The 19,712-nt window shown below is 72.4% G+C and carries 16 protein-coding genes and 1 pseudogene; 8 read left to right on the top strand and 9 right to left on the bottom strand.

Annotated elements, in window-relative coordinates; translation table 11 throughout:
* Positions 1 to 44: 44 nt before the first annotated feature.
* Positions 45 to 173 (bottom strand): hypothetical protein, encoded by a 129-nt coding sequence (locus HNR22_RS31775; RefSeq protein WP_255508778.1) that lies wholly within the window; start codon positions 171 to 173, stop codon positions 45 to 47.
* A gap of 133 nt (positions 174 to 306) precedes the next feature.
* Here HNR22_RS31775 and HNR22_RS29550 point away from each other — a divergent pair, with 133 nt between their 5' ends.
* Positions 307 to 1,896, top strand: a complete 1,590-nt coding sequence (locus HNR22_RS29550) for a phospholipase D family protein (protein WP_179783126.1) — start codon at positions 307 to 309, stop codon at positions 1,894 to 1,896.
* Here HNR22_RS29550 and HNR22_RS29545 read toward each other — a convergent pair.
* Complete coding sequence (locus HNR22_RS29545) at positions 1,845 to 2,600, bottom strand: hypothetical protein (RefSeq protein ID WP_179783125.1); 756 nt, start codon at positions 2,598 to 2,600, stop codon at positions 1,845 to 1,847. The genes HNR22_RS29550 and HNR22_RS29545 overlap by 52 nt on opposite strands.
* 375 nt (positions 2,601 to 2,975) lie before the next feature.
* Between HNR22_RS29545 and HNR22_RS29540 the strand changes: the two genes are divergently transcribed.
* Positions 2,976 to 3,800 carry a SigB/SigF/SigG family RNA polymerase sigma factor gene (locus HNR22_RS29540; protein WP_088947300.1) on the top strand — a complete coding sequence of 275 codons (825 nt, stop codon included), beginning with the start codon at positions 2,976 to 2,978 and terminating at the stop codon, positions 3,798 to 3,800.
* Between the two features lie 89 nt (positions 3,801 to 3,889).
* Here HNR22_RS29540 and HNR22_RS29535 read toward each other — a convergent pair whose 3' ends face one another.
* From HNR22_RS29535 to HNR22_RS29525, 3 genes are read right to left on the bottom strand one after another with little or no spacing between them, the layout of a single operon-like run.
* Positions 3,890 to 4,480 carry a GNAT family N-acetyltransferase gene (locus tag HNR22_RS29535; protein ID WP_179783124.1) on the bottom strand — a complete coding sequence of 197 codons (591 nt, stop codon included), beginning with the start codon at positions 4,478 to 4,480 and terminating at the stop codon, positions 3,890 to 3,892.
* Positions 4,477 to 5,988 carry an APC family permease gene (locus HNR22_RS29530; protein WP_179783123.1) on the bottom strand — a complete coding sequence of 504 codons (1,512 nt, stop codon included), beginning with the start codon at positions 5,986 to 5,988 and terminating at the stop codon, positions 4,477 to 4,479. Before HNR22_RS29530 ends, HNR22_RS29535 begins: the two co-directional genes overlap by 4 nt.
* A 47-nt stretch (positions 5,989 to 6,035) precedes the next feature.
* A complete protein-coding gene (locus HNR22_RS29525; protein ID WP_179783122.1) occupies positions 6,036 to 6,662 on the bottom strand; it encodes a GOLPH3/VPS74 family protein in 627 nt (208 codons plus the stop codon).
* A 182-nt stretch (positions 6,663 to 6,844) separates the two neighbouring features.
* On the opposite strand from HNR22_RS29525, the gene HNR22_RS29520 reads away from it, so the two are divergent.
* The 3 genes from HNR22_RS29520 to hrpB are packed head-to-tail and all read left to right on the top strand — an operon-like array spanning position 6,845 to position 10,480.
* Entirely contained in the window at positions 6,845 to 7,669 is an 825-nt protein-coding gene (locus HNR22_RS29520) for a helix-turn-helix domain-containing protein (protein WP_255509115.1), read from the top strand.
* A 41-nt stretch (positions 7,670 to 7,710) separates the two neighbouring features.
* Positions 7,711 to 7,911 (top strand): DUF397 domain-containing protein, encoded by a 201-nt coding sequence (locus HNR22_RS29515; RefSeq protein WP_179783120.1) that lies wholly within the window; start codon positions 7,711 to 7,713, stop codon positions 7,909 to 7,911.
* Between the two features lie 28 nt (positions 7,912 to 7,939).
* On the top strand, positions 7,940 to 10,480 hold the full coding sequence (hrpB, locus tag HNR22_RS29510; RefSeq protein WP_179783774.1) for an ATP-dependent helicase HrpB: 2,541 nt from the start codon (positions 7,940 to 7,942) through the stop codon (positions 10,478 to 10,480).
* Positions 10,481 to 10,488: 8 nt separating this feature from the next.
* Here hrpB and HNR22_RS29505 read toward each other — a convergent pair whose 3' ends face one another.
* The gene (locus HNR22_RS29505) at positions 10,489 to 11,214 is read right to left on the bottom strand and encodes a PP2C family protein-serine/threonine phosphatase (protein WP_088947294.1); all 726 of its coding nucleotides are present in this window, start codon (positions 11,212 to 11,214) and stop codon (positions 10,489 to 10,491) included.
* Between the two features lie 274 nt (positions 11,215 to 11,488).
* Here HNR22_RS29505 and HNR22_RS29500 point away from each other — a divergent pair, with 274 nt between their 5' ends.
* Positions 11,489 to 14,098, top strand: coding sequence for a glycoside hydrolase family 9 protein (locus HNR22_RS29500; RefSeq protein WP_179783119.1), 2,610 nt, complete (start codon positions 11,489 to 11,491; stop codon positions 14,096 to 14,098).
* 64 nt (positions 14,099 to 14,162) lie between these two features.
* On the opposite strand, the pseudogene HNR22_RS29495 reads toward HNR22_RS29500, so the two are convergent.
* Positions 14,163 to 14,668 (bottom strand): annotated as a pseudogene (locus HNR22_RS29495) (HAD family hydrolase).
* Positions 14,669 to 15,029: 361 nt separating this feature from the next.
* Here HNR22_RS29495 and HNR22_RS29490 point away from each other — a divergent pair.
* Both HNR22_RS29490 and HNR22_RS29485 read left to right on the top strand, forming a co-directional pair.
* Positions 15,030 to 16,280 (top strand): HNH endonuclease signature motif containing protein, encoded by a 1,251-nt coding sequence (locus HNR22_RS29490; RefSeq protein ID WP_179783118.1) that lies wholly within the window; start codon positions 15,030 to 15,032, stop codon positions 16,278 to 16,280.
* A 293-nt stretch (positions 16,281 to 16,573) separates the two neighbouring features.
* Complete coding sequence (locus HNR22_RS29485; protein ID WP_179783117.1) at positions 16,574 to 17,854, top strand: MFS transporter; 1,281 nt, start codon at positions 16,574 to 16,576, stop codon at positions 17,852 to 17,854.
* 3 nt (positions 17,855 to 17,857) lie between these two features.
* Here the strand turns inward: HNR22_RS29485 and HNR22_RS29480 are convergent, their stop codons facing one another.
* Positions 17,858 to 18,115, bottom strand: a complete 258-nt coding sequence (locus HNR22_RS29480) for a UBP-type zinc finger domain-containing protein (RefSeq protein WP_088947289.1) — start codon at positions 18,113 to 18,115, stop codon at positions 17,858 to 17,860.
* Positions 18,112 to 19,683 (bottom strand): Na+/H+ antiporter, encoded by a 1,572-nt coding sequence (locus HNR22_RS29475; RefSeq protein WP_179783116.1) that lies wholly within the window; start codon positions 19,681 to 19,683, stop codon positions 18,112 to 18,114. The genes HNR22_RS29480 and HNR22_RS29475 overlap by 4 nt, the downstream gene beginning before the upstream one ends.
* Positions 19,684 to 19,712: the final 29 nt, after the last annotated feature.

Raw genomic sequence — 19,712 nt, 5'->3', positions numbered from 1 at the left:
CGGCGCTGGCGCCCCCGGTTCATCACGAGGGCGCCAGCGCCGCCTCAGGAGACCGCAAAAATCCCGGCGACCCCCAGAATCACCATCACCAACACCGCTACCAGCGCACCCCGCTCGCTCTCCACCGCCGGCTCGCGGTACTCGGTCACGGGATTCGTCGTGTCGCGGGGCATGGTGTGGCCTCCTCGGCTGTTGTCGCGTCGCTTCCGATGGCGTTGACCAGGGGCCGGTCTGCCGGCCCGGCATGCGGACCCGCGTCGGGGGTCCTACCGTGAGGACGTTGCCGACCTCCAGGGGGGCTGGACGTTGCCGTTGCAGGACTGGTTCCTCACCGCGGAGGAACGCGCCAACCCGGTGTCTGGGTTACCCGTCTGGACCAGGGAAAACCTCGCCGAGCCGTTGATTCACGGCGTCGCGTACTTCGACCGGTTGGTCGACGAGGTGGAGGCTCTGGGCCCCGGCGATCACCTGTTCTTCACCGACTGGCGGGGCGACCCGGACCAGCGGCTGCGCCCGGACGGCCCGACCGTGGCACAGCTCTTCGCCCAGGCCGCCCAACGCGGCGTGGTGGTCAAGGGGCTGATCTGGCGCTCACACCTCGACGTGCTGGCCTACAGCGAGGCGGAGAACCGCGACCTCAGCGAGACGATCTCGGCAGCCGGCGGCGAGGTGCTGCTCGACCAGCGGGTCCGGCGCGGCGGGTCGCACCACCAGAAGCTCGTGGTGCTGCGGCACCAGGGCGCACCGGAACGGGACATCGCGTTCGCCGGCGGCATCGACCTGTGCCACAGCCGCCGCGACGACGCCGACCATCATGGCGACCCGCAGCCGGTGCAGATGTCCCCCCGCTACGGGCCCAACCCGCCCTGGCACGACGTGCAGCTCGCGGTGCGTGGTCCGGTCGTGGGCGCTCTGGACACCCTGTTCCGGGAACGCTGGACCGATCCGATGCCCCTGGACTCGGAGAACCCGATGGCCTACCTGCGGGATCGGCTGCGCGGTGCCGACCTCCGCCCTGACCCGCTGCCCGAGCAACCGGCCGACCCGCCGCCCTGCGGTCCGCACCAGATCCAGGTGCTGCGCACCTACCCCGCCGTCCGCCCGCGTTACTCGTTCGCGCCCGACGGCGAGCGGACCGTGGCCCGGGGTTACACCAAGGCGGTACGCCGCGCCCGCCGGCTCATCTACCTGGAGGACCAGTACCTCTGGTCCGCCGAGGTCGCGGATCTGTTCGCGCACGCCCTGCGGGACAACCCGGAGCTGCACCTGGTCGCCGTGGTGCCCCGCCACCCGGACGTGGACGGCAGGCTGGCGCTGCCGCCGAACATGGTCGGGCGGGAGCAGGCGCTGTCGCTGTGCGAACGGGCCGCACCGGACCGGGTGCACGTGTTCGACGTCGAGAACCACGCCGGCGACCCGGTCTACGTGCACGCGAAGGTGTGCGTGGTCGATGACGTCTGGGCCAGCGTGGGCAGCGACAACTTCAACCGCCGTTCCTGGACGCACGACAGCGAGCTGTCCTGCGCGGTGCTCGACGACACCCGTGACCAGCGGGAGCCCACCGACCCGGCCGGCCAGGGCGACGGTGCGCGCACCTTCGCCCGGGACCTGCGGCTGCGGCTCTGGCGCGAGCACCTGGACCGGGACCCGGCCGGCGCGGACGACGCCGACCTGCTCGACCCGGCGGACGCGGTCGCGGCTGTCACGGCCGCCGCCGACGCCCTCCAGCAGTGGTACGACGACGGCCAGGTGGGCGAGCGACCGCCCGGACGGCTGCGCCCGCACCGCCCCGAGCGGTTGCCGTGGTTTACCCGGGCCTGGGCGTTGCCGGTGTACCGGTTGGTCTACGACCCGGACGGCAGACCACTGCGGGCGAGGCTGGCCGGCACCTGGTGAACCGCTCGGGCCGGCTCCGGTGCCGTGGCGACCGTCGGGTGCACGCTCAGCCCACCGGGGTAGGCGAACGAGGAGCGCGGCGAGTAGTAGCCGAAGCCGATGGTCAGCGGGTTGTCCGGGCGGAGCGCGTACGTCGGGTGCCCCGGCTGGAGGAACTCCACCGACTCGATCTCGAACGGGGCGACCGGCTCGGCGATGAACGGGTAGACCGAGCTGAGGAGCTGCCCGTCCCGACGGGTGAAGTAGCGGTGGTGCCCGCTGCTGATCGCGTGACCGGTCTCCCCCACCCGGCACCGTGCCCGGATCAACGGCGTCCGGTCGATCGTCGTCTCGGAGAGCAGTTCCTCACCGCTCACCTCGATCCGGGTGCGGCCGGCGAGCACCGGGGCACCGCGGGCGGCAGCGTACTCACGGACCAGGCGACTGGAGGCCACGTAGTGGGTCCACCAACCGCCCGGGCTGAGGCCGTCGGGGGCGTCGACGCCCAGCAGTGAGACGCCGAGATAGGTCAGCGTGTACGCGCCGAAGCCGGAGGTCTGCGTCTCATCCTCGACGATGTACTGGTTGAGGAACACCTGGCGGTCGGGGCGGGGGCACAGGCCGGCCGGGACCAGTGCGGCGACCGCGTCCGGGTCCGCCGGCAGCCAGCTGAAGTAGAGCGTCCGACTGTTCACGACGAGCTGGGGAGCGGCTGGATCGAGCACGGTGCCTCCGAACCGGGTGTGTACACCGACGCTACGGCCGGTCCCACCGGCGGGACAAGGACGGATAGTCGACACTGCTGCCCCATTGTCGGATTTCATGTTGACCGCTCGGCGCGGGCCGCAGGCCGTTCGCTCGAAACCGAGGGATGAACGGGCGGCAAGACATGGCCGAAAAATGGGTAAGGACCCTCACAGTCCTCTCGACTTCCGCCGCGTTCGCCCCTTTTGTGGTTCGACACACCTTAAGTACATCAGCCTTTCGGCTAGATTTCCGCGAGACGATCAGGTTAAGGTGGGTCCCGAACGGCCCATAGGAAGCTAAACCAAAGCGTCACACCTTTTTTGTCCGCGGACGAGGTGCAGGGAGGACCACCCATGACCGCTTCAACGATCACCGAGCAGCCGAACACCGCTGCCAAGGCGAGCACCAAGCTTGACCCGCGCGCCCTCACCGACAGTGCCGCCGACCTGCTCAACGCCATGGCCGCGCTGCCCGCCAACCACCCGTCGCGTGCCGCCCTGCGGGACCGCGCGATCGAGGCCTGGCTGCCGCTGGCCAACCACCTGGCCCACCGCTACAGCGGGCGTGGCGAGCCGACCGACGACCTGGCCCAGACCGCCGCGGTCGGCCTGATCAAGGCCATCGACAAGTTCGACCCCTCCCGCGGCGTCGACTTCGCCGGCTACGCGATCCCCACCATCATCGGCGAGCTCAAGCGGCACTTCCGGGACCGCACCTGGGACATCCGCGTGCCGCGCCGGCTCCAGGAGCTGCGTCTGGCCATCTCCGACGCCAACAGTTCGCTGCTGCAGACCCTCGGCCGCTCGCCGACGGTCGCCGACATCGCCGCCCACCTCAAGCTCACCGAGGAAGAGGTGCTGGAGGGCCTGGAGGGCGCCCGCGCGTACAACGCGGTGTCGCTGTCCACCCCGACCGGCGACGGCGAGCGGGCGACCGAGCTGGGCGACATGCTCGGCGGCGAGGACAGCGAGTTCGAGCTGGCCGAGCTGCGGGTCGCCCTCGGCCCGGCACTGGCCACCCTCGACGAGCGCGAGCAGAAGATCCTGACGCTGCGCTTCTACGGCAACCTGACCCAGTCGCAGATCGCCGACCAGATCGGCGTCTCGCAGATGCACGTCTCGCGGCTCCTGACCCGGGCGCTGACCAAGCTGCGCGGTCAGCTCGACGGCACGTACTGATCAGTTAACGACAGGAGGGCCGGGTCCATGACCCGGCCCTCCTCCGTGTCCGCGTTGTCACGGGAACGTGACAGTGCGGACCGAGCCGGTCAGCGGCTGACCGGCTCCCGCCACATCGGCCAGAACGGCGTGCCGTCGGGCACCCGGAACGGCTCCCCGGCCAGGTAGCCGTTCTTCGCGTACAGGTCCCGGCTGCGCGGGCTGCTCGCCTCCAGGTACGCCGGCATCGCGTTCGCGTCCAGCCAGGCGTGGTGGTGCCGCATCAACGCGGTGCCCAGCCCCTGACCCTGCCGGCCCGGCTGGGTCGCCAGGAAGGCCAGGTGGTGGTGCTCCGGGTGCGGGTGGTGCGCGGCGAACAGCTCGTCGAGATGCTGGAACCGGTCGGTCCACTCGCCGCAGGCGGCAGCCAGTCGGGCGTCGTAGTCCACCGGCGGCGGAGCCGGCTCGCCGACCGACGGAAACCAGACCGCGACCGAGGCCCGGTCCTGGGTGGCGTGGACGAAGCCGTGCCGCATGGCGTGCCCGACCAGGATCTCGAAGTCCCCGGCCAGCACGGCCTCCCGCTTGCTCGGGTCGGGCACCAGCCAGCGCGTCACCTCCAGGACGGTGAACGCCTCGGCGATCCGGCCGGCCACCAGGCTGGTCTCGTCGGGTCCGAGTTGCTCGATCACGATGCTCATCGGTTCACCTCCACGCTGGTCGGCGCGGTCGGCGAGACGGCGGTGGCGGCGCTCGCCGCGCCGAGGCCGATCCGGGCGTACGTGTCCGGGCGGTTGCTGCGCAGCACCAGCCCCCAGCCGATGCCCAGCAGGGCCGCCACCGGGTACACGGCGGGCAGCGCCCAGCGCAGGGTCGAGTCCGGCGCGACGCCGAGCAGGTTGGCGAAGTTCGACACGGCCAACCAGATGATCACGAAGAGCGCGAGGGTGGCCAGGCCAGGTGCGATGGCACGTCGCCAGAGGTTCTCGCCGCCGCCGGTGCGGGCGAAGTAGGCGATCACCGCCACCGAGGTGGTGGCGATCAGCAGCAGGACACCGAACCCGCCGGTGGTGCCGCCCCAGAAGAACAACTGGACCACCGGGTCCCAGCCGTTGACCGCGTACAGCAGGATGACCACGAGGCCGAGGACGCTCTGCGCCACCGAGGCGGCCCGCGGTGCGCCGGTACGGGCCGAGGTCTGCCCGAATACCGCCGGCAGCACCCGCTCCCGGCCGAGCGCGAACGTGTACCGGGCCGTGGTGTTGTGAAACGAGATCATCGCGGCCAGCACCGAGGTCAGGAAGAGCACCTGCCCGATGGTGACGGCGGTGTCGCCGAGGTGCGCGGCGGCCAGGTTGAAGATCAGCCCGACGCTCTGCTCGCCGGCCTCGGCGACGATCTTGTCCGGCCCGACGGCGACCGTCATGGTCCAGGACGACAGCGCGTACAGCCCGGCGATGATCGCCACCGAGAGGTAGGTCGCGATCGGCACCGTCCTCTTCGGGTCCTTGCTCTCCTCGCTGAAGACCACGGCGGACTCGAAGCCGACGAAGCCGAGGATGGCCAGCACCAGCACCGCGCCGACCCCCGGCACGAAGAGGTTGTCCGGCGAGAACGTGGCGAAGCTGACCTGACCGTCGGCCGGGTTGCCGATCTGTCCCAGGTCGAAGACGAGGATCACCACGATCTCGGCGATCAGCAGTGCGGCCAGGACCAGACCGTTGATGTCCACCCGGAGCAGGCCGAGCACGCCGACCAACGCCCACGCCACCAGGGCCACGACGGCCCAGTGCGGGTGCCCGCCGAAGATCCGGTCGAGCACCGGCTCGGCCGCCACACCGATGGTGCCGTACAGCCCGACCTGGAGCGCGTTGTACGCGATCAGCGCCACCCAGGCGGCGCCCACGCCGACCGGTCGACCCAGGCCACGGGAGATGTAGGCGTAGAACGCGCCGGCGTTCTCCACCCGGCGGGACATCGCCACGTAGCCCACCGAGAACAGCGCGAGCACCGCGGCGACCAGCAGGAAGGCCAGCGGGATGCCGGTCACCCCGACCACGCCGTAGCCGGTGGTGACGACGCCGGCCACCACGGTCAGCGGCGCGGCGGCGGAGAGCACGAAGAAGATCACCGAGGGGATGCCGAGACGGCCTCGGGCGAGGGCTTCGGAGACGTTGCTGGGTCGGTCGACTGTCGATGTCGGGGGCATACGACTACTCCGGTTGTCGAGGGGAGGGACAGGGGGTTACCGGGGGATCAGGGGATGCCGCGCAGCACGGCGGCCCCGACGGCGGCCTCGGTGTGCCCGACGAGCTCCTTCAGGGGTGCCGGCAGCGCGGGGATGAGGACGTTCAGGCGGTGGTGGGCGCGCGGGCCGGCGCTCCACAGCACCTCGCGGGTCAGCCCCGCCGCCACGACCAGGCCGAGCAGCAGAGCGTCCGGCACGCCCGGCGGGTCCGGTCGGTCCAGCAGTGCTCGCAGCCGGGTGGCCGGCCAGGCCACCGCGTTGAGGTCGATCGGCAGGTAGCTGACCGAGGTACGCAGCAGCCGACGGCTCTCCTGGCGGCGCAGCACGCCGGCGCGGGCCAGCCGCTCCCCCACCGAGGTCGTCGCGCTCTGCGCCAGGAAGCTGAGCCAGGTGCGCAGCGCGTGGTGCTGGGACTCGCCGATCAGCTGGTCGAGCACGGTGTGCGCCAGCGCGTCAGCCGGCGGGCGGCGGTCGATGACGGTGACCCGGCCGTCGGAGACGGTGATGTGTCCATAGAGGAGCAACTCACCGAGCAGCCCGGCGGCCAGTCCGAGCCCGGTCGCCGCCGGATGCAGCTTGGCCTTGCCACGACTGTCGTTGTGTGCGATCAGGAAGAACTCGTCGGCGATGAGCAACGGTCCTCCCGCACAGATATGTCCACAGTGATCGCGACCGGGAAAGGATGCACCCAGCGCTACTGCAACGCAACTCCCAGATTTGAAAGTTGCACTCCGTGCATGCGCGACCTGCGGATCTTGTCTGTCAGACTCGGACGGTGACCGCCGCTCCCCCCACCCGATCCGCCACCAGCCCGACCGTGCGCCGCCGACGCATCGCCAGAGAGCTTCGCCAGCTCCGGGAACGCGCGGGTATGACCCTCGACGTGGCAGCCCGTCAGCTCGACATGTCGAAGAGCAACCTCTCCCGCATCGAGACCGCCCAGATCGGCATCAAACCGCGCGACGTCCGGGCGGCACTCGCGCTGTACCAGGTGACCGGCTCCGACGCTGAGGCGCTGATCGAGATCGCCCGAGGCGCGCAGCAACGCGGCTGGTGGCAGAACTACAGCGACGTGCTGCCCGAGTGGTTCGAGTTCTACGTCGGGCTGGAGGCCGAGGCGGCGACGCTGCGCACGTACGAGGCCGAGTCGGTGCCCGGGCTGCTGCAGACCGAGGCGTACGCGCGGGAGATCTTCCGGCGCACCGCCGGCGAGGACGGCCTGGAACGCAAGATCGCCGCCCGGCTGCGCCGACAGGAGGTGCTGCGTCACGAGGACCCGGTCCACCTCTCGGTGGTGCTCAACGAGGCGGTGCTGCTGCGCCCGGTCGGCGGCGCCGCGGTGATGGCCGAACAACTGGTCCACATGACACGCATCGCGCAGTTACCCAACGTGACAATTCAGGTACTTCCATTCGCGGCCGGCGGCCATCCCGCGATGAGCACCCCGTACGTGATCCTCAACTTCGCCGATGCCGCCGACGCCTCCGTGGTTTACCTGGATAACCTCACGATGGGACTGGCTCTGGAGGATGGCGATCATGTGCTCGGGTATAGCCTTCTGCACGAGGAGCTGTGCCGGATGGCGCTCGATCCGACGGCGTCGCTGACCCGTCTTGAGCATGCTTCTCGTAACTTTGCGTGACCGCTTCTGCGGCACGCCGACGCAGACGAGAGGTATCCCGGATGACGGCGCACGACCTGACCCGAGCGGACTGGCGCACCAGCACGCGCAGCAGTGGCAACGGCAACTGCGTGGAGGTCGCGACAGCCGACGGTCAGGTCGCCGTACGCGACAGCAAGGACCGCTCCGGCCCGGTGCTCGCCTTCGGCCCGTCGGCCTGGCGGGCCTTCCTGGTGGGCGTCGGCGAGGTCCGTCGCCGTTGAGGCACCCACGCCGGTGCGAGACTGGGCCGTGCTCTCCGACGTAACAGTGGACCTGCCGGTACGCCCGGTGCTGCCGGCGATGGTCGCGGCGCTCGACGCGGCCGGCGCCGGCGTGCTGGTGGCCCCGCCGGGCACCGGCAAGACCACCCTGGCGCCGCTGGCGGTGGCTGACCGGGTGACCGGCCGGGTGGTGATCGCCCAACCTCGTCGGGTGGCGGCCCGCGCCGCCGCCCGACGCATGGCCGAGCTGCTCGGCGAGCGGGTGGGCGAGCGCGTCGGCTACGCGGTCCGCGGTGAGCGCAAGGTGGGACCGGCCACCCGGATCGAGGTGGTCACCACCGGCCTGCTGGTCCGGCGGCTGCACCACGACCCGGAACTGCCCGGTACGGGCGCCGTGCTGCTCGACGAGTGCCACGAACGACAACTCGACGCCGACCTCGCGCTGGCCTTCACCGTGGAGGCGCGGGCCACCCTCCGGCCGGACCTGTGGCTGCTGGCGATATCCGCCACCCCGGACACCGACCGCTTCGCCGCGCTGCTCGGCGGATCCGCCCCGGCCCCGGTGGTACGGGCCGATTCCGCGCTGTACCCGGTGCAGCGCATCTGGGCGCCGCCGGCGCGCCCGATCGCCCCGTCCGGGGCCGGGCCGGTGGACCGGGCTCTGCTCGACCACGTGGCCGCCACCGTCCGGCGGGCGCTGTCCGAGCGCGACGGCGACGTCCTGGTCTTCCTGCCCGGGGCCGGTGAGATCGCGGGGGTCACCGGCCGCTTGGCCGACCTGCGGGACACCGTGGCACTGCTGCCGTTGCACGGGCGCCAACGCGGCGCCGAGCAGGACGCCGCCCTGCGTCCCGCCGACCGACGCCGGGTCGTGCTGGCCACCGCGCTGGCCGAGACCAGCCTGACCGTCCCGGGCGTACGGGTCGTGGTGGACGCGGGGCTGTCCCGGGTGCCGCGCATCGACCTGGCGCGCGGGCTGGGCGCTCTGGTCACCGTGCCGGTCTCCCGAGCCGCCGCCACCCAGCGGGCGGGCCGGGCCGGCCGGGAGGCCCCCGGGTACGTCTACCGGTGCTGGTCGGTGGCGACCCACGAACGGCTGCCCGCCCGGGCCGAGCCGGAGATCGCCACCGCCGACCTGACCGGCTTCGCGTTGGAGCTGGCCGCCTGGGGTCGGCCCGACGGCGTCGGGCTCGCGCTGCCCGACGCGCCACCGGCCGCCGCGATGACGGTGGCCCGGGAAACGCTGCACACCCTGGGCGCTGTCGACGTCGATGGCCGGATCACCGCGCGAGGGCGGGCGATCGCCGCTGCCGGCGCGCACCCCCGGCTGGCCCGGGCGCTGCTCGACGGCGCCGGGCGGGTCGGCACCGACCGGGCGGCCGAGGTCGTCGCCCTGCTCGCCGAGGAGAGCGCAGCGGGCCCCGGTGACGACCTGGTCGCCGGTTGGCGTCGACTGCGAACCGGTGTCGACGCGGGCGCGACAGCCCGGTGGCGCACCGAGGTACGACGGCTACGCGCCGCCCTGCCCGCCGGCCCCGCACCCGACGGCCGCGCCGACTCCGCGGGCCGGGGCGGCTCGGGTGGGCTGAGCGACGATCTCGCCGCCGGGCTGCTCGTCGGTCTGGCGTACCCGGAACGGTTGGCCCGGGTGCGGCGACCGGGCGGTTCGGCGTACCTGATGACCGGCGGGACCGCCGCGGAGCTGGCGGTCGGTTCGGGGCTGGCCGGTGCCGACTGGCTGGCGGTGGCCGTCGCGGACCGCACCCCCGGCGCGCCGTCGGCGCGGATCCGCCGGGCCTCGCCGGTGGACGAGGCGACGGCGCGGGAGGCGGCCGGCCCGCTGCTGCGTACGAGTCGGGAGGTCGGCTGGTCCGACGGCGACGTGGTGGCCCGGGAGGTGACCCGGCTCGGCGCGATCGAGCTGGTCCAGCGGCGGCTGGACCGACCGGACCGCGCGGAGGTGGCCGCGGCGTTGCTGACCGGCCTGCGTCAGGAGGGTCCGGGGTTGCTGCCCTGGACCCCGGCGGCCCGTGCGCTGCGGGAGCGGCTCGCGTTCCTCCGACACCATCTGGGCGCCCCGTGGCCGGACGTCAGCGACGAGGCGCTGCTCGACGCCGCCCCCACCTGGCTGGGGCCGGAGCTGGCCGCCGCCCGGCGCCGCGCCGACCTGGCGCGGGCGGACGTGACGTCGGCGCTGCGCCGGCTGCTGCCCTGGGCTCAGGCCGCCCGGTTGGACGAGCTGGCCCCGGAGCGGATCGAGGTGCCGAGCGGTTCGCGGATCCGGGTGGACTACACCGACCCGACCGCGCCCGTGCTCGCGGTGAAACTCCAGGAGACGTTCGGCTGGTCGGTGGCGCCGCGCGTCGGCGACGGGCGGGTGCCGGTGCTGCTGCACCTGCTCTCCCCCGCCGGCCGGCCGGTGGCGGTCACCGCCGACCTGCCGTCGTTCTGGCGTACCGGCTATCCGCAGGTCCGTTCCGAGTTGCGCGGGCGATATCCCCGGCACCCGTGGCCGGAGGATCCGGGAACGGCGACGCCCACCCGGCGCGCCACACCACGGCGGCGCTGAGCGCGCGCCTATTCCTCCACGACGTCGGCCACCACGACGGTGACGTTGTCCGGTGCGCCCGCGTGCAGCGCCAGGTCGATCAGCTTGCCGACGCACTCCGAGCGCTCCGGGTAACCGGTGAGCACCTCGGTGAGGGTGTCCGGCCGGACGACGTTGGACAGGCCGTCGCTGCACAGCAACCAGCGGTCGCCGGCACGGGGCACCATCGTCGCGTACGACGGGGAGACCTCGTCGCCCTGCAACGCCTGGGTGACCACCGCCCGTCGCGGGTGGCTGCTGGCCTGGTCCGCGGTGATCACGCCCTGGTCCACCAGCATCTGGACGAACGTGTCGTCCCGGGTGACCTGCTTGAGCACGCCCTCGCGGAACAGGTATGCCCGGGAGTCGCCGACGTGTGCGAGGGCCAGGCAGCTGCCGGTACGGGCGAAGAGCAGGGCGGTCAGCGTGGTGCCCATGCCCTGCCGCTCGGAATCCTCGGCGACCGCCTGCCGGATCCGGGAGGTGGCCAGCGCGATGCCACCCTCCAGCGCGGCCACCAGCGCGTCCTCGGGAGTCTCGACATCCAGCGGGGCGACCGCGTCGATGGTGAGGGCGCTGGCCAGGTCACCGGCGGCCATCCCGCCCATGCCGTCGGCGACGGCGACGAGCCAGGTGCCGGCGTGCAGGGCGTCCTGGTTCCCGCTGCGGATCAGCCCACGGTCGCTCGTTCCCACGGAACGCAGCTTCAGGGTCATGGGAGGCAGCCTGCCAGGCGAAGGGCGCAGTTGTCTCTAGGAGATCAGGACGACGGCGCGTGGCGCGGCCAATCTCACGTCCGGGTGGCGGCGCGTCGGGGATGCCAGTCGGGCTGACCGCCCTCGTCGGATGCCGAAACCCATCCAACCAGATCAATTGACATGACGTACCGGCACTGGAAACATCGAGCCGACACCTGGGAGCGCTCCCAGGTTCTCTCCGCACCACCGTGCCACCACCAATGTCCCACTTTCCGTCCCGGAAGGACTCCCCGTGACGCCATCCCGACGCCGCCTCCTGCTGGCCGCGGCGACCACCCTGGCCCTCACCGGCGCGGGCGCCGGCGCGGCCCACGCCGACCCACCACCGGACGCCCCCGAGCAGATCGACAACGGCGACTTCAGCGCCGGAGTGAGCCCCTGGTTCTCGTTCGGCACCGGCCCCCTCGCGGTCACCGACGGCCGGCTCTGCACCACCGTCGCGGGCGGGCTGGCCAACCCCTGGGACGCCGGCATCGGCCAGGACGGGGTGCCGCTGATCGCGGGCGCCGAATACACCCTCGGCTTCGCCGTCTCCGCCACCCCCGGCGCCGCGGTCAAGGCCGTGCTGCAACTCGGCAGTGCCCCCTACACCACGTACGCGGCCGTGGACGCCAGCGCGACAGGCACCGCCCAGCGGGTCGAGCAGACCTTCACCGTCCCGGACGACAACCCGAACGCACAACTGATCTTCCAGGTCGGCGGCTCCCCCGAGACGCAGACCATCTGCCTGGACGACGTCTCGCTGCGCGGCGGTGAGCCACCCGAGCCGTACGAGCCGGACACCGGGCCACGGGTACGGGTCAACCAGGTCGGCTACCTGCCGGGCGGCCCGAAGAACGCCACAGTCGTCACCGAGGCAACCGAGGCGCTGCCCTGGCAGCTTCGCTCGGCCGCCGGCGCCGTCGTGGCCAGCGGCAGCACCACCGCGCGTGGCGTCGACGCCGCCTCCGGGCAGAACGTGCAGACCGTCGACTTCTCCAGCTACCGCACCCCCGGCACCGGGCTGACCCTCACCGTCGACGGCGAGACCAGCCACCCGTTCGACATCTCCGGAACCCTCTACGACCAACTGCGCTCCGACTCGCTGCAGTTCTTCTACGCCCAGCGCAGCGGCATCGCCATCGACGGCGACCTGATCGGCGACGAGTACGCCCGCCCGGCCGGCCACCTCGGCGTGGCACCCAACCAGGGCGACACCAACGTGCCCTGCCAGCCGGGTGTCTGCGACTACTCCCTCGACGTGCGCGGCGGTTGGTACGACGCCGGCGACCACGGCAAGTACGTGGTCAACGGCGGCATCGCCACCTACCAGCTGCTGAACACCTTCGAGCGGACCAGGACGGCGGCCACCGCCAACGGCGGCGCCGCGCTGGGTGACAGCACCCTGCGCGTCCCGGAGCGCGGCAACGCCGTGCCGGACATCCTCGACGAGGCCCGCTGGGAGCTGGAGTTCCTGCTGCGCATGCAGGTGCCGGCCGGCAAGCCGCTCGCCGGGATGGTCCACCACAAGATCCACGACCAGAACTGGACCGGGCTGCCACTCGCCCCGCACGACGACCCGCAGCCGCGCGAGCTGCACCCGCCGTCGACCGCGGCCACCCTCAACCTGGCCGCCACCGCCGCCCAGTGCGCCCGGCTCTTCGCCCCCTACGACGCGGCGTTCGCGACCCGCTGCGGCACTGCCGCGAAGACCGCCTACGCCGCGGCCAAGGCCCACCCCGCGGTGTACGCGAGCCCGACCGACGGCACCGGCGGCGGCGCGTACGACGACAGCAACGTCACCGACGAGTTCTACTGGGCGGCGGCCGAGCTGTACCTCACCACCGGGGCGCAGACCTACCTGACCGACCTGACCGCGTCGCCGCACCACACCGGTGACGTGTTCGACCCGCGCGGCTTCGGCTGGCAGAGCGTCGCCGCGCTGGGCCGCCTCGACCTGGCCACCGTGCCGAACGGGCTGCCCGCCGCCGACCTGGCCCGCGTCCGCGCCTCGGTCACCGCCGCCGCCGACAGCTACCTCGCCGAGCTGCGCCGACAGGCGTACGGGCTGCCGATGCCCGGTGACGCCAACAGCTACTTCTGGGGCGGCAACAGCAACGTCATCAACAACGCCGTCGTGCTGGCCACCGCCTTCGACCTGACCCGCAACCCCGTCTACCGCGACGGCGCCGTGCAGGCGATGGACTACATCCTCGGTCGCAACGCCCTGAACATCTCCTACGTCACCGGGTGGGGCGAGCACGCGGCGCAGAACCAGCACAGCAGGATCTTCGGCCACCAGCTCGACCCGAACCTGCCCCGCCCGCCCGCCGGCTCCCTCGCCGGTGGTCCCAACGCCGCGCTCCAGGACCCGTTCGCGGCGCAACTGCTCGCCGGCTGCGCCCCGATGTTCTGCTACGTCGACGACATCAACTCGTACGCGACCAACGAGGTGGCGATCAACTGGAACTCGGCGCTGGCCTGGATCGCCTCGTTCCTGGCCGACCAGGGTGACGCCGGCGCGGTGCCGGCCACCACCTGCTCGGTGAACTACACCAACTACGGCGCCTGGCAGGGCGGCACCGGGTTCACCGCCCAGCTGACCATCCGCAACACCGGTGCCACGGCCGTCAACGGCTGGAGCGTGCGGTTCGCGTTCACCGGCGACCAGCGGGTCCGCGAGGCGTGGCTGGCGAAGGTCACCCAGGCCGGTTCGACGGTGACCGCGCGCAACGAGTCGCACAACGCCAAGATCGCACCCGGCGGCACTGTGACGTTCGGCTTCAACGCGACGACGGCCGGCGGCGCCAACCCCGCTCCCGGCCTGATCACGGTCAACGGCGGAGCCTGCAGCCTGTCCTGACCCACTGGTGGTGGCCGCCCTCCCCGGGCGGCCACCACGCTCGCATGATCGCGCGGCCGGCGGGCTAACCGCCGGCCGCGTTGTGCTTCGCGACCAGACTGGGGAGTTCGTCCAGCGAGTCGATCCGGAACAGGCACCGTTCGGACACGGCCGGGATGTCGAGGACGTGCCCCCACGGTGAGCGTCGGATCAGGCACGTCTTCATCCCGGCCTCCTGGGCCGGGCGGGCGTCGTTGTCGGGTCGGTCGCCGACGTACAGAATCGACGACGCGTCGCCGCCGCCCTCGCGAACGACCCGCTCGAAGAAGGCCGGTGACGGCTTCGCCACCCCCCAACCGTGCGACGTGCCGGCTGGCCGGCGGCCGCGCGGCGCTCCAACTCGACTGCGAGATCGAAGTCCGGCCGGAAGGCCCGGAAAGTCTCCTGATAGTCCAAGCCCCGAGCGATCACCGCGCCGAAGACCGCCGAGAACGTGCGCCGTGGAACGCCGAGCTAGTCGGCCCAGGCGGCGAACTCGTGGGACTCGTCGAGAATCGTCCCACCGACATCGAAGAAGATCGCATTGATCACTTACGTCCCCCGCCACTGTCGTGTTGTCGGTGGATCATAGGCAGCGGCACGACCGGCCACCAGGAGTCCATGATCGTTTGATTGTGTGCAGCTGGAACACCGCGACTTCCGCTACTGACCATCAAGTGATCGAGGGCAGGCGGCGGTGTGCCGCTCCAGGAGCGTTCGGGGCGAGCGGAGGACACCTTCCGCTGGCGCTGTCGAGCTGATGACGCAAACGATTCACCGGGCACGCAGCAAACCGGTGGATCGGACGCGCCGAGTGAGCCGTACGCCGCCGGCATGAGGGCCGCTCCGTCCGCCCGGCCCGTGCCGAACCGCGCGCCCTGAAACCGTCGTACACCTGTTCTACTCTCGTTCCATGTTGGAGGAGTTGACGCAGGCGGAGGCGGCAGTCGCCGACTGTCTCGACGCGCCGGCGTGGGCTCTTCCGGAGCACGACCTCGTCGCGGCACTCGACGCCGCGCACCGACTCGAGCAACGCCTGGCCGCGGTCAAGCTGGCCCTCGTGCGCGAGCTGGACGGTCGAGGCACCGGGGCCGCGCAGGGCGCGTCCTCGACGGTGGTGTGGCTGCGGGACCGGCTGCGGCTCAGCGTCTCCGCCGCTCGCCGGCTGGTCGATCTCGCCGGCGCGTTGGACGCCGGAGTGCCAGGCGTGCGCGCTGCTCTGGCCAGCGGGGATATCAGCCTGGAGCAGGCCCGGGTCATCGGCGACACGGTCAGCACGGTGCACACGGCCGCCGGTGCCGAGGCGGCCGAGAAGGCGGTCGGCGTCCTGGTCGAGTGGGCGGGGCAGTTCGAGCCGACCTTGCTGCGCAAACTGGGCACCCGCATCCTCGATCACGTCGCCCCGGAGGTCGCCGAAGCCGCCGCCCGGGCGGCGCTGGAGGCCGAGGCCCGCCGAGCCAGCCGGGATCGCCATGTCACCCTGTCCGAGCTGTCGGACGGCCGGCTGCGGCTGTCCGGCAGCCTGGACGCCGAGGCGGCCGGCCTGCTGCGCGCCGCGATCGACCCCCTGACCGCACCGTCCGGTCCGGACGATCCGCGTTGTCCCGGGCAACGCCGGCACGACGCGCTCGCCGACCTCTGCCGGCTTGCCCTGCGCGCCGGCGAGTTGCCCGAGCACGGTGGTGACCTCGCCCAGCTCGTCGTCACCACCAGCTTCGAGACGTTGGCCCGACAGCTCGGCGCCGGCACTCTCGACACCGACCTGCGGCTCACCCCGGAGACGGTTCGCCGGCTCGCCTGCGACGCGGCGATCCTGCCCGCCATCCTCGGCGGCGCCGGTCAGACGCTCGACGTGGGCAGGCAACGCCGGCTCGTCACCGGCCCCCTGCGACGCGCCCTGGTCCTGCGCGACCGCGGCTGCGCCTTCCCGGGCTGCGACCGCCCGCCCCGCTGGTGCGACGCCCACCACATCCACCACTGGGCCGACGGCGGCAGCACGAGCCTGACCAACGCCGTGCTGCTCTGCGCCCACCATCACCGACACGTGCACCGTGGCGAGTGGACCGTCCGGCTCGGTGGTGACGGTAGGCCCGAATTCGTCCCGCCGGCCTGGCTCGATCCCGACCGGCTCCCCCGCCGCAACCAGTACCACCGGCGAACGTGACCTCCTTAAGGCCGGCCACTTCCGCTCAGGCGGCCAGTGCTGCTCGGGTGGCCAGTGCTGCTCATGTGGCTGGGAAGGACGGCCGGGAAAGACGGCCGGCACCGATGACAGGAGCCAGGTGACGGCTGTGGTCAAGGCGAGGCGAGGCGAGGCGAGGCGAGGCGAGGCGAGGCGAGGCGAGGCGAGGCGGATCTTTGTGCTGAGCCCACCCGAGATCGGCCTGGAGGCGGGTTGTGACGGGCACCGCACTGCGCGGGGCATCGATGAGCAGGCGGCGGCTCTAGGGTCGGTGAATGGGCACCACGGGGGAGGCTGGCGGCCGCTGGCGGTCGCTGTCACCGCTGCCGCCGCCCGGTCGGTTGCGCACCCTGTCGCTGGCCACCCTCGCCAACACGGTCGGCACCGGGCTGTGGGTGACGGGTGCGGCGCTCTTCCTCACCCGCGCCGTGGGGCTGACCCCGACCGAGGTGGGGCTCGGGCTCACTCTCGCCGGCCTGGTCGGGCTCAGTGCCAGCGTGCCGCTCGGCGGGCTCGCCGACCGACGTGACCCGCGGAGCCTCCGTGCCGTCCTGCAACTGGCGCAGGCGGTTGTCGCCGCCGCGTACCTGATGGTCGGCTCCTTCCCGGTCTTTCTGCTGGTGGCCACACTGGACGCTCTGCTGATCTCCGGCAACCTCGCTGTCCGCGCCGCGCTGGTCGCGGCGGTGGGCGGCCCCGAGGGACGGGTGCACGCCTTCGCCACCCTGCGGGCGGTGGCCAACCTGGGCGTGGCGCTCGGTGCGGGGCTGGCCGCGTTCGCGCTGGTGGCGGACACCGGGTGGGCGTACCGACTCCTGGTGCTCGGCAACGTCGCCACCTATCTCGTCTCGGCGGCGCTGATCATGCGGCTCCCGGCGTACCCGCCGGACCGGCGACCCCTGCGCCAGAGAGCCGGCCGGGCGCTGCGCGACGGGCGGTTCCTCGCGGTCGCCGGCGCCTCGGCGGTGCTCTCCGTGCACCACGTGGCGTTGACGCTGGTGCTGCCGCTGTGGGTGGTGGCGCACACCGATGCGCCTCCGGTGACGGTCTCCGCCCTTCTGCTGGTCAACACGCTGCTCACCGTGCTGCTCGCCGTACGGCTCAGCGGGAGCGCCCGGCACGCGGTGCCGGCGGCGACGACGATGCGCCGGGCCGGGTTGGTGCTCGCGGCCGGGATGCTGCTCTGGGCCGCGACCGCCGTCGTGCCCACCGCGGCGGCGGTCGGCCTGCTGCTGGCCGCGACGGTGATCTACACCGTGGGCGACCTGTGGCACGCCGGGGCCGGGGCGGCGCTGGCCTACGACCTCGCCGCCCCGGACGCCCTCGGCGCCTACCAGGGGGTCGACGGACTGCTCGCCGGGCTGGTCCGCGCGGCCGGCCCGGCCCTGCTGACCTGGTTGATCATCGACGGCGGCCCGGTCGGCTGGCTGGCGCTGGCGGGGTTGCTCGCGCTCACCGGCCTCGCCGTGCCGCCGCTCACCCGACGCGCCCTGGCCAACCGCACCGAACGCGCTGACCGCGCCGAACGCGCCGACCGGTCACCGCAACCGGGCTGACCGTCAGCCGATCTCCTCGTCGACGAAGCACCATCGCCAGGCCTCGCCCGGCTGCGCCGAGCGGATCACCGGGTGGCCGGTGGACGCGAAGTGCTTGCTCGCGTGCTGGTTCGGCGACGAGTCGCAGCAGCCGACCTGCCCACAGCTCAGGCAGGTGCGCAGGTGCACCCAGTAGGTCTCGCCGATGGCGACGCAGTCCTCGCACTCGTCGGGGGTACGCGCCTCCGCGGCACCCGCCTCGGTCAGGTGCTGACAGCTCACTTCCCGGCCTCCCTCAGCAACGACTCCTCCAGGTCCAGGTCACGATAGGCCTGCACCAGCACCTCCTCAGGGATCCGACCGGAGTCCCGGGCAGCCCGGAACACATCCCGCTCGGCGTCGATCATCTCTTGTCGCAACCGACCGTACGCCTGCGACGGGGTCTCCCGCTCGGTGCCACCGAGCCGTTCCCACGCCATGTTGGTGCGGTCCTCCACCGCTCGGCGCAGCCGGTCCACCACCGCGTCCGGTGCGCTGTCGGCCAGCTCGTCGAGGCGCTCCTGCGCAGCGCGGCTGGCCTGCTGCTGCACACCGGCCGCGGACAGCGCGTCCTGCACCGGGTCGTCCTGCGGCAGCTTCAACCGACGGGCGACCAGCGGCAGCGTGGCGCCCTGGCCGACCAGCGTGAAAACGATCACGGCGAAGGCAAGCCAGATGAGCAACGCCCGGGGGTACGGCTCGCCGTCGGCCAGGGTCAGCGGCAGCGCGAGCGCGGCGGCCAGGGTCACCACGCCGCGCATCCCGGCCCAGCCGATGATGATCGGGACCTTCGGCGACGGCCTGGCGTCACGTCGGCGCACGCGGGGCACCAACCGGGCCAGGTAGGTGGCCGGGAAGAGCCAGACGAACCGGGTCAGGAAGACGGCGGCGAGCACCGCGAACGTGATCAGGATGAGCGAGCCGGCCGGCTCGTCGAGGTCGCGCAGCACCTCCCGCAGCTGGAGCCCGACCAGCAGGAAGACCAGGCCCTCCAAGAGGAAGCGGACCAGTCGCCAGAACGCGCCGACCTGCAACCGGGACGCCGCCGACAGCAGCTGCGGCAGCTTGTGCCCGAGCACGAGACCGGTGACGACCACCGCGACCACACCTGAGGCGTGCAGGTGCTCGGCGGTGAACACCACCGCGAACGGGATGATCAACGACAGCGCGTTGTCCAGCAGCGGGTCGGTGATCCGCCGGTGCAGGAAACCGAAGACCACCGCACCGAGCGCCCCGATCAGGATGCCCCCACCGGTGGAGCGCAGCACTTCGATGGCGACGTCGGCCGTGCCGACCGCCGAGCCGACGGTCGCCAGCGTCGCGACCCGCAGCAGCACCAGCGCGGTGGCGTCGTTGACCAGGCTCTCCCCCTCAAGGATGGTGACGACCCGGCGGGGCAGGCCGACCCGCCGGGCCACCGCCGTGGCGGCCACGGCGTCCGGCGGCGCGACCACCGCGCCGAGGGCCAGGCAGATCGCGAACGGCAACTGCGGCAGCAGCAGGTGCAGCACCAACCCGACCACGAACGCGGTGAACAACACCAGGCCGACCGCGAGCAGCAGGATCGGCCGGATGTTGTTCTTGAACGCCGGCACCGAGGTCTCCAGCGCGGCCACGTAGAGCAGCGGCGGCAGGATGCCGATCAGCACCAGTTCGGGGTCGAGTTCCACCTGGGGGAAGCCCGGTACGAACGAGAGCGCCAGACCGAGCACGACCAGCACGATCGGCGCGAGCAGGCCGAGCCGGCGGGCCAGCGCGGCACCCAGGGTGGCGATCGCCAGGAAGACGACGACCGGAAACAGGCTTTCCATGGGGTACGAGCCTAGGGGTCCGTTGGTTG

It is taken from the genome of Micromonospora jinlongensis, assembly GCF_013410645.1.
GTDB lineage: Bacteria > Actinomycetota > Actinomycetes > Mycobacteriales > Micromonosporaceae > Micromonospora > Micromonospora zamorensis.
Note: the sequence above shows the minus strand (reverse complement) of the source record. Positions and strands in the feature narration are given on the sequence as shown.

Coding starts and splice junctions, on each gene's coding strand:
- HNR22_RS31775 (WP_255508778.1), bottom strand. CDS start 173: ATGCCCCGCGACACGACGAATCCCGTGACCGAGTACCGCGAGCCGGCG.
- HNR22_RS29540 (WP_088947300.1), top strand. CDS start 2,976: ATGACCGCTTCAACGATCACCGAGCAGCCGAACACCGCTGCCAAGGCG.
- HNR22_RS29535 (WP_179783124.1), bottom strand. CDS start 4,480: ATGAGCATCGTGATCGAGCAACTCGGACCCGACGAGACCAGCCTGGTG.
- HNR22_RS29530 (WP_179783123.1), bottom strand. CDS start 5,988: ATGCCCCCGACATCGACAGTCGACCGACCCAGCAACGTCTCCGAAGCC.
- HNR22_RS29515 (WP_179783120.1), top strand. CDS start 7,711: ATGACGGCGCACGACCTGACCCGAGCGGACTGGCGCACCAGCACGCGC.
- HNR22_RS29505 (WP_088947294.1), bottom strand. CDS start 11,214: ATGACCCTGAAGCTGCGTTCCGTGGGAACGAGCGACCGTGGGCTGATC.
- HNR22_RS29490 (WP_179783118.1), top strand. CDS start 15,030: ATGTTGGAGGAGTTGACGCAGGCGGAGGCGGCAGTCGCCGACTGTCTC.
- HNR22_RS29485 (WP_179783117.1), top strand. CDS start 16,574: ATGGGCACCACGGGGGAGGCTGGCGGCCGCTGGCGGTCGCTGTCACCG.
- HNR22_RS29475 (WP_179783116.1), bottom strand. CDS start 19,683: ATGGAAAGCCTGTTTCCGGTCGTCGTCTTCCTGGCGATCGCCACCCTG.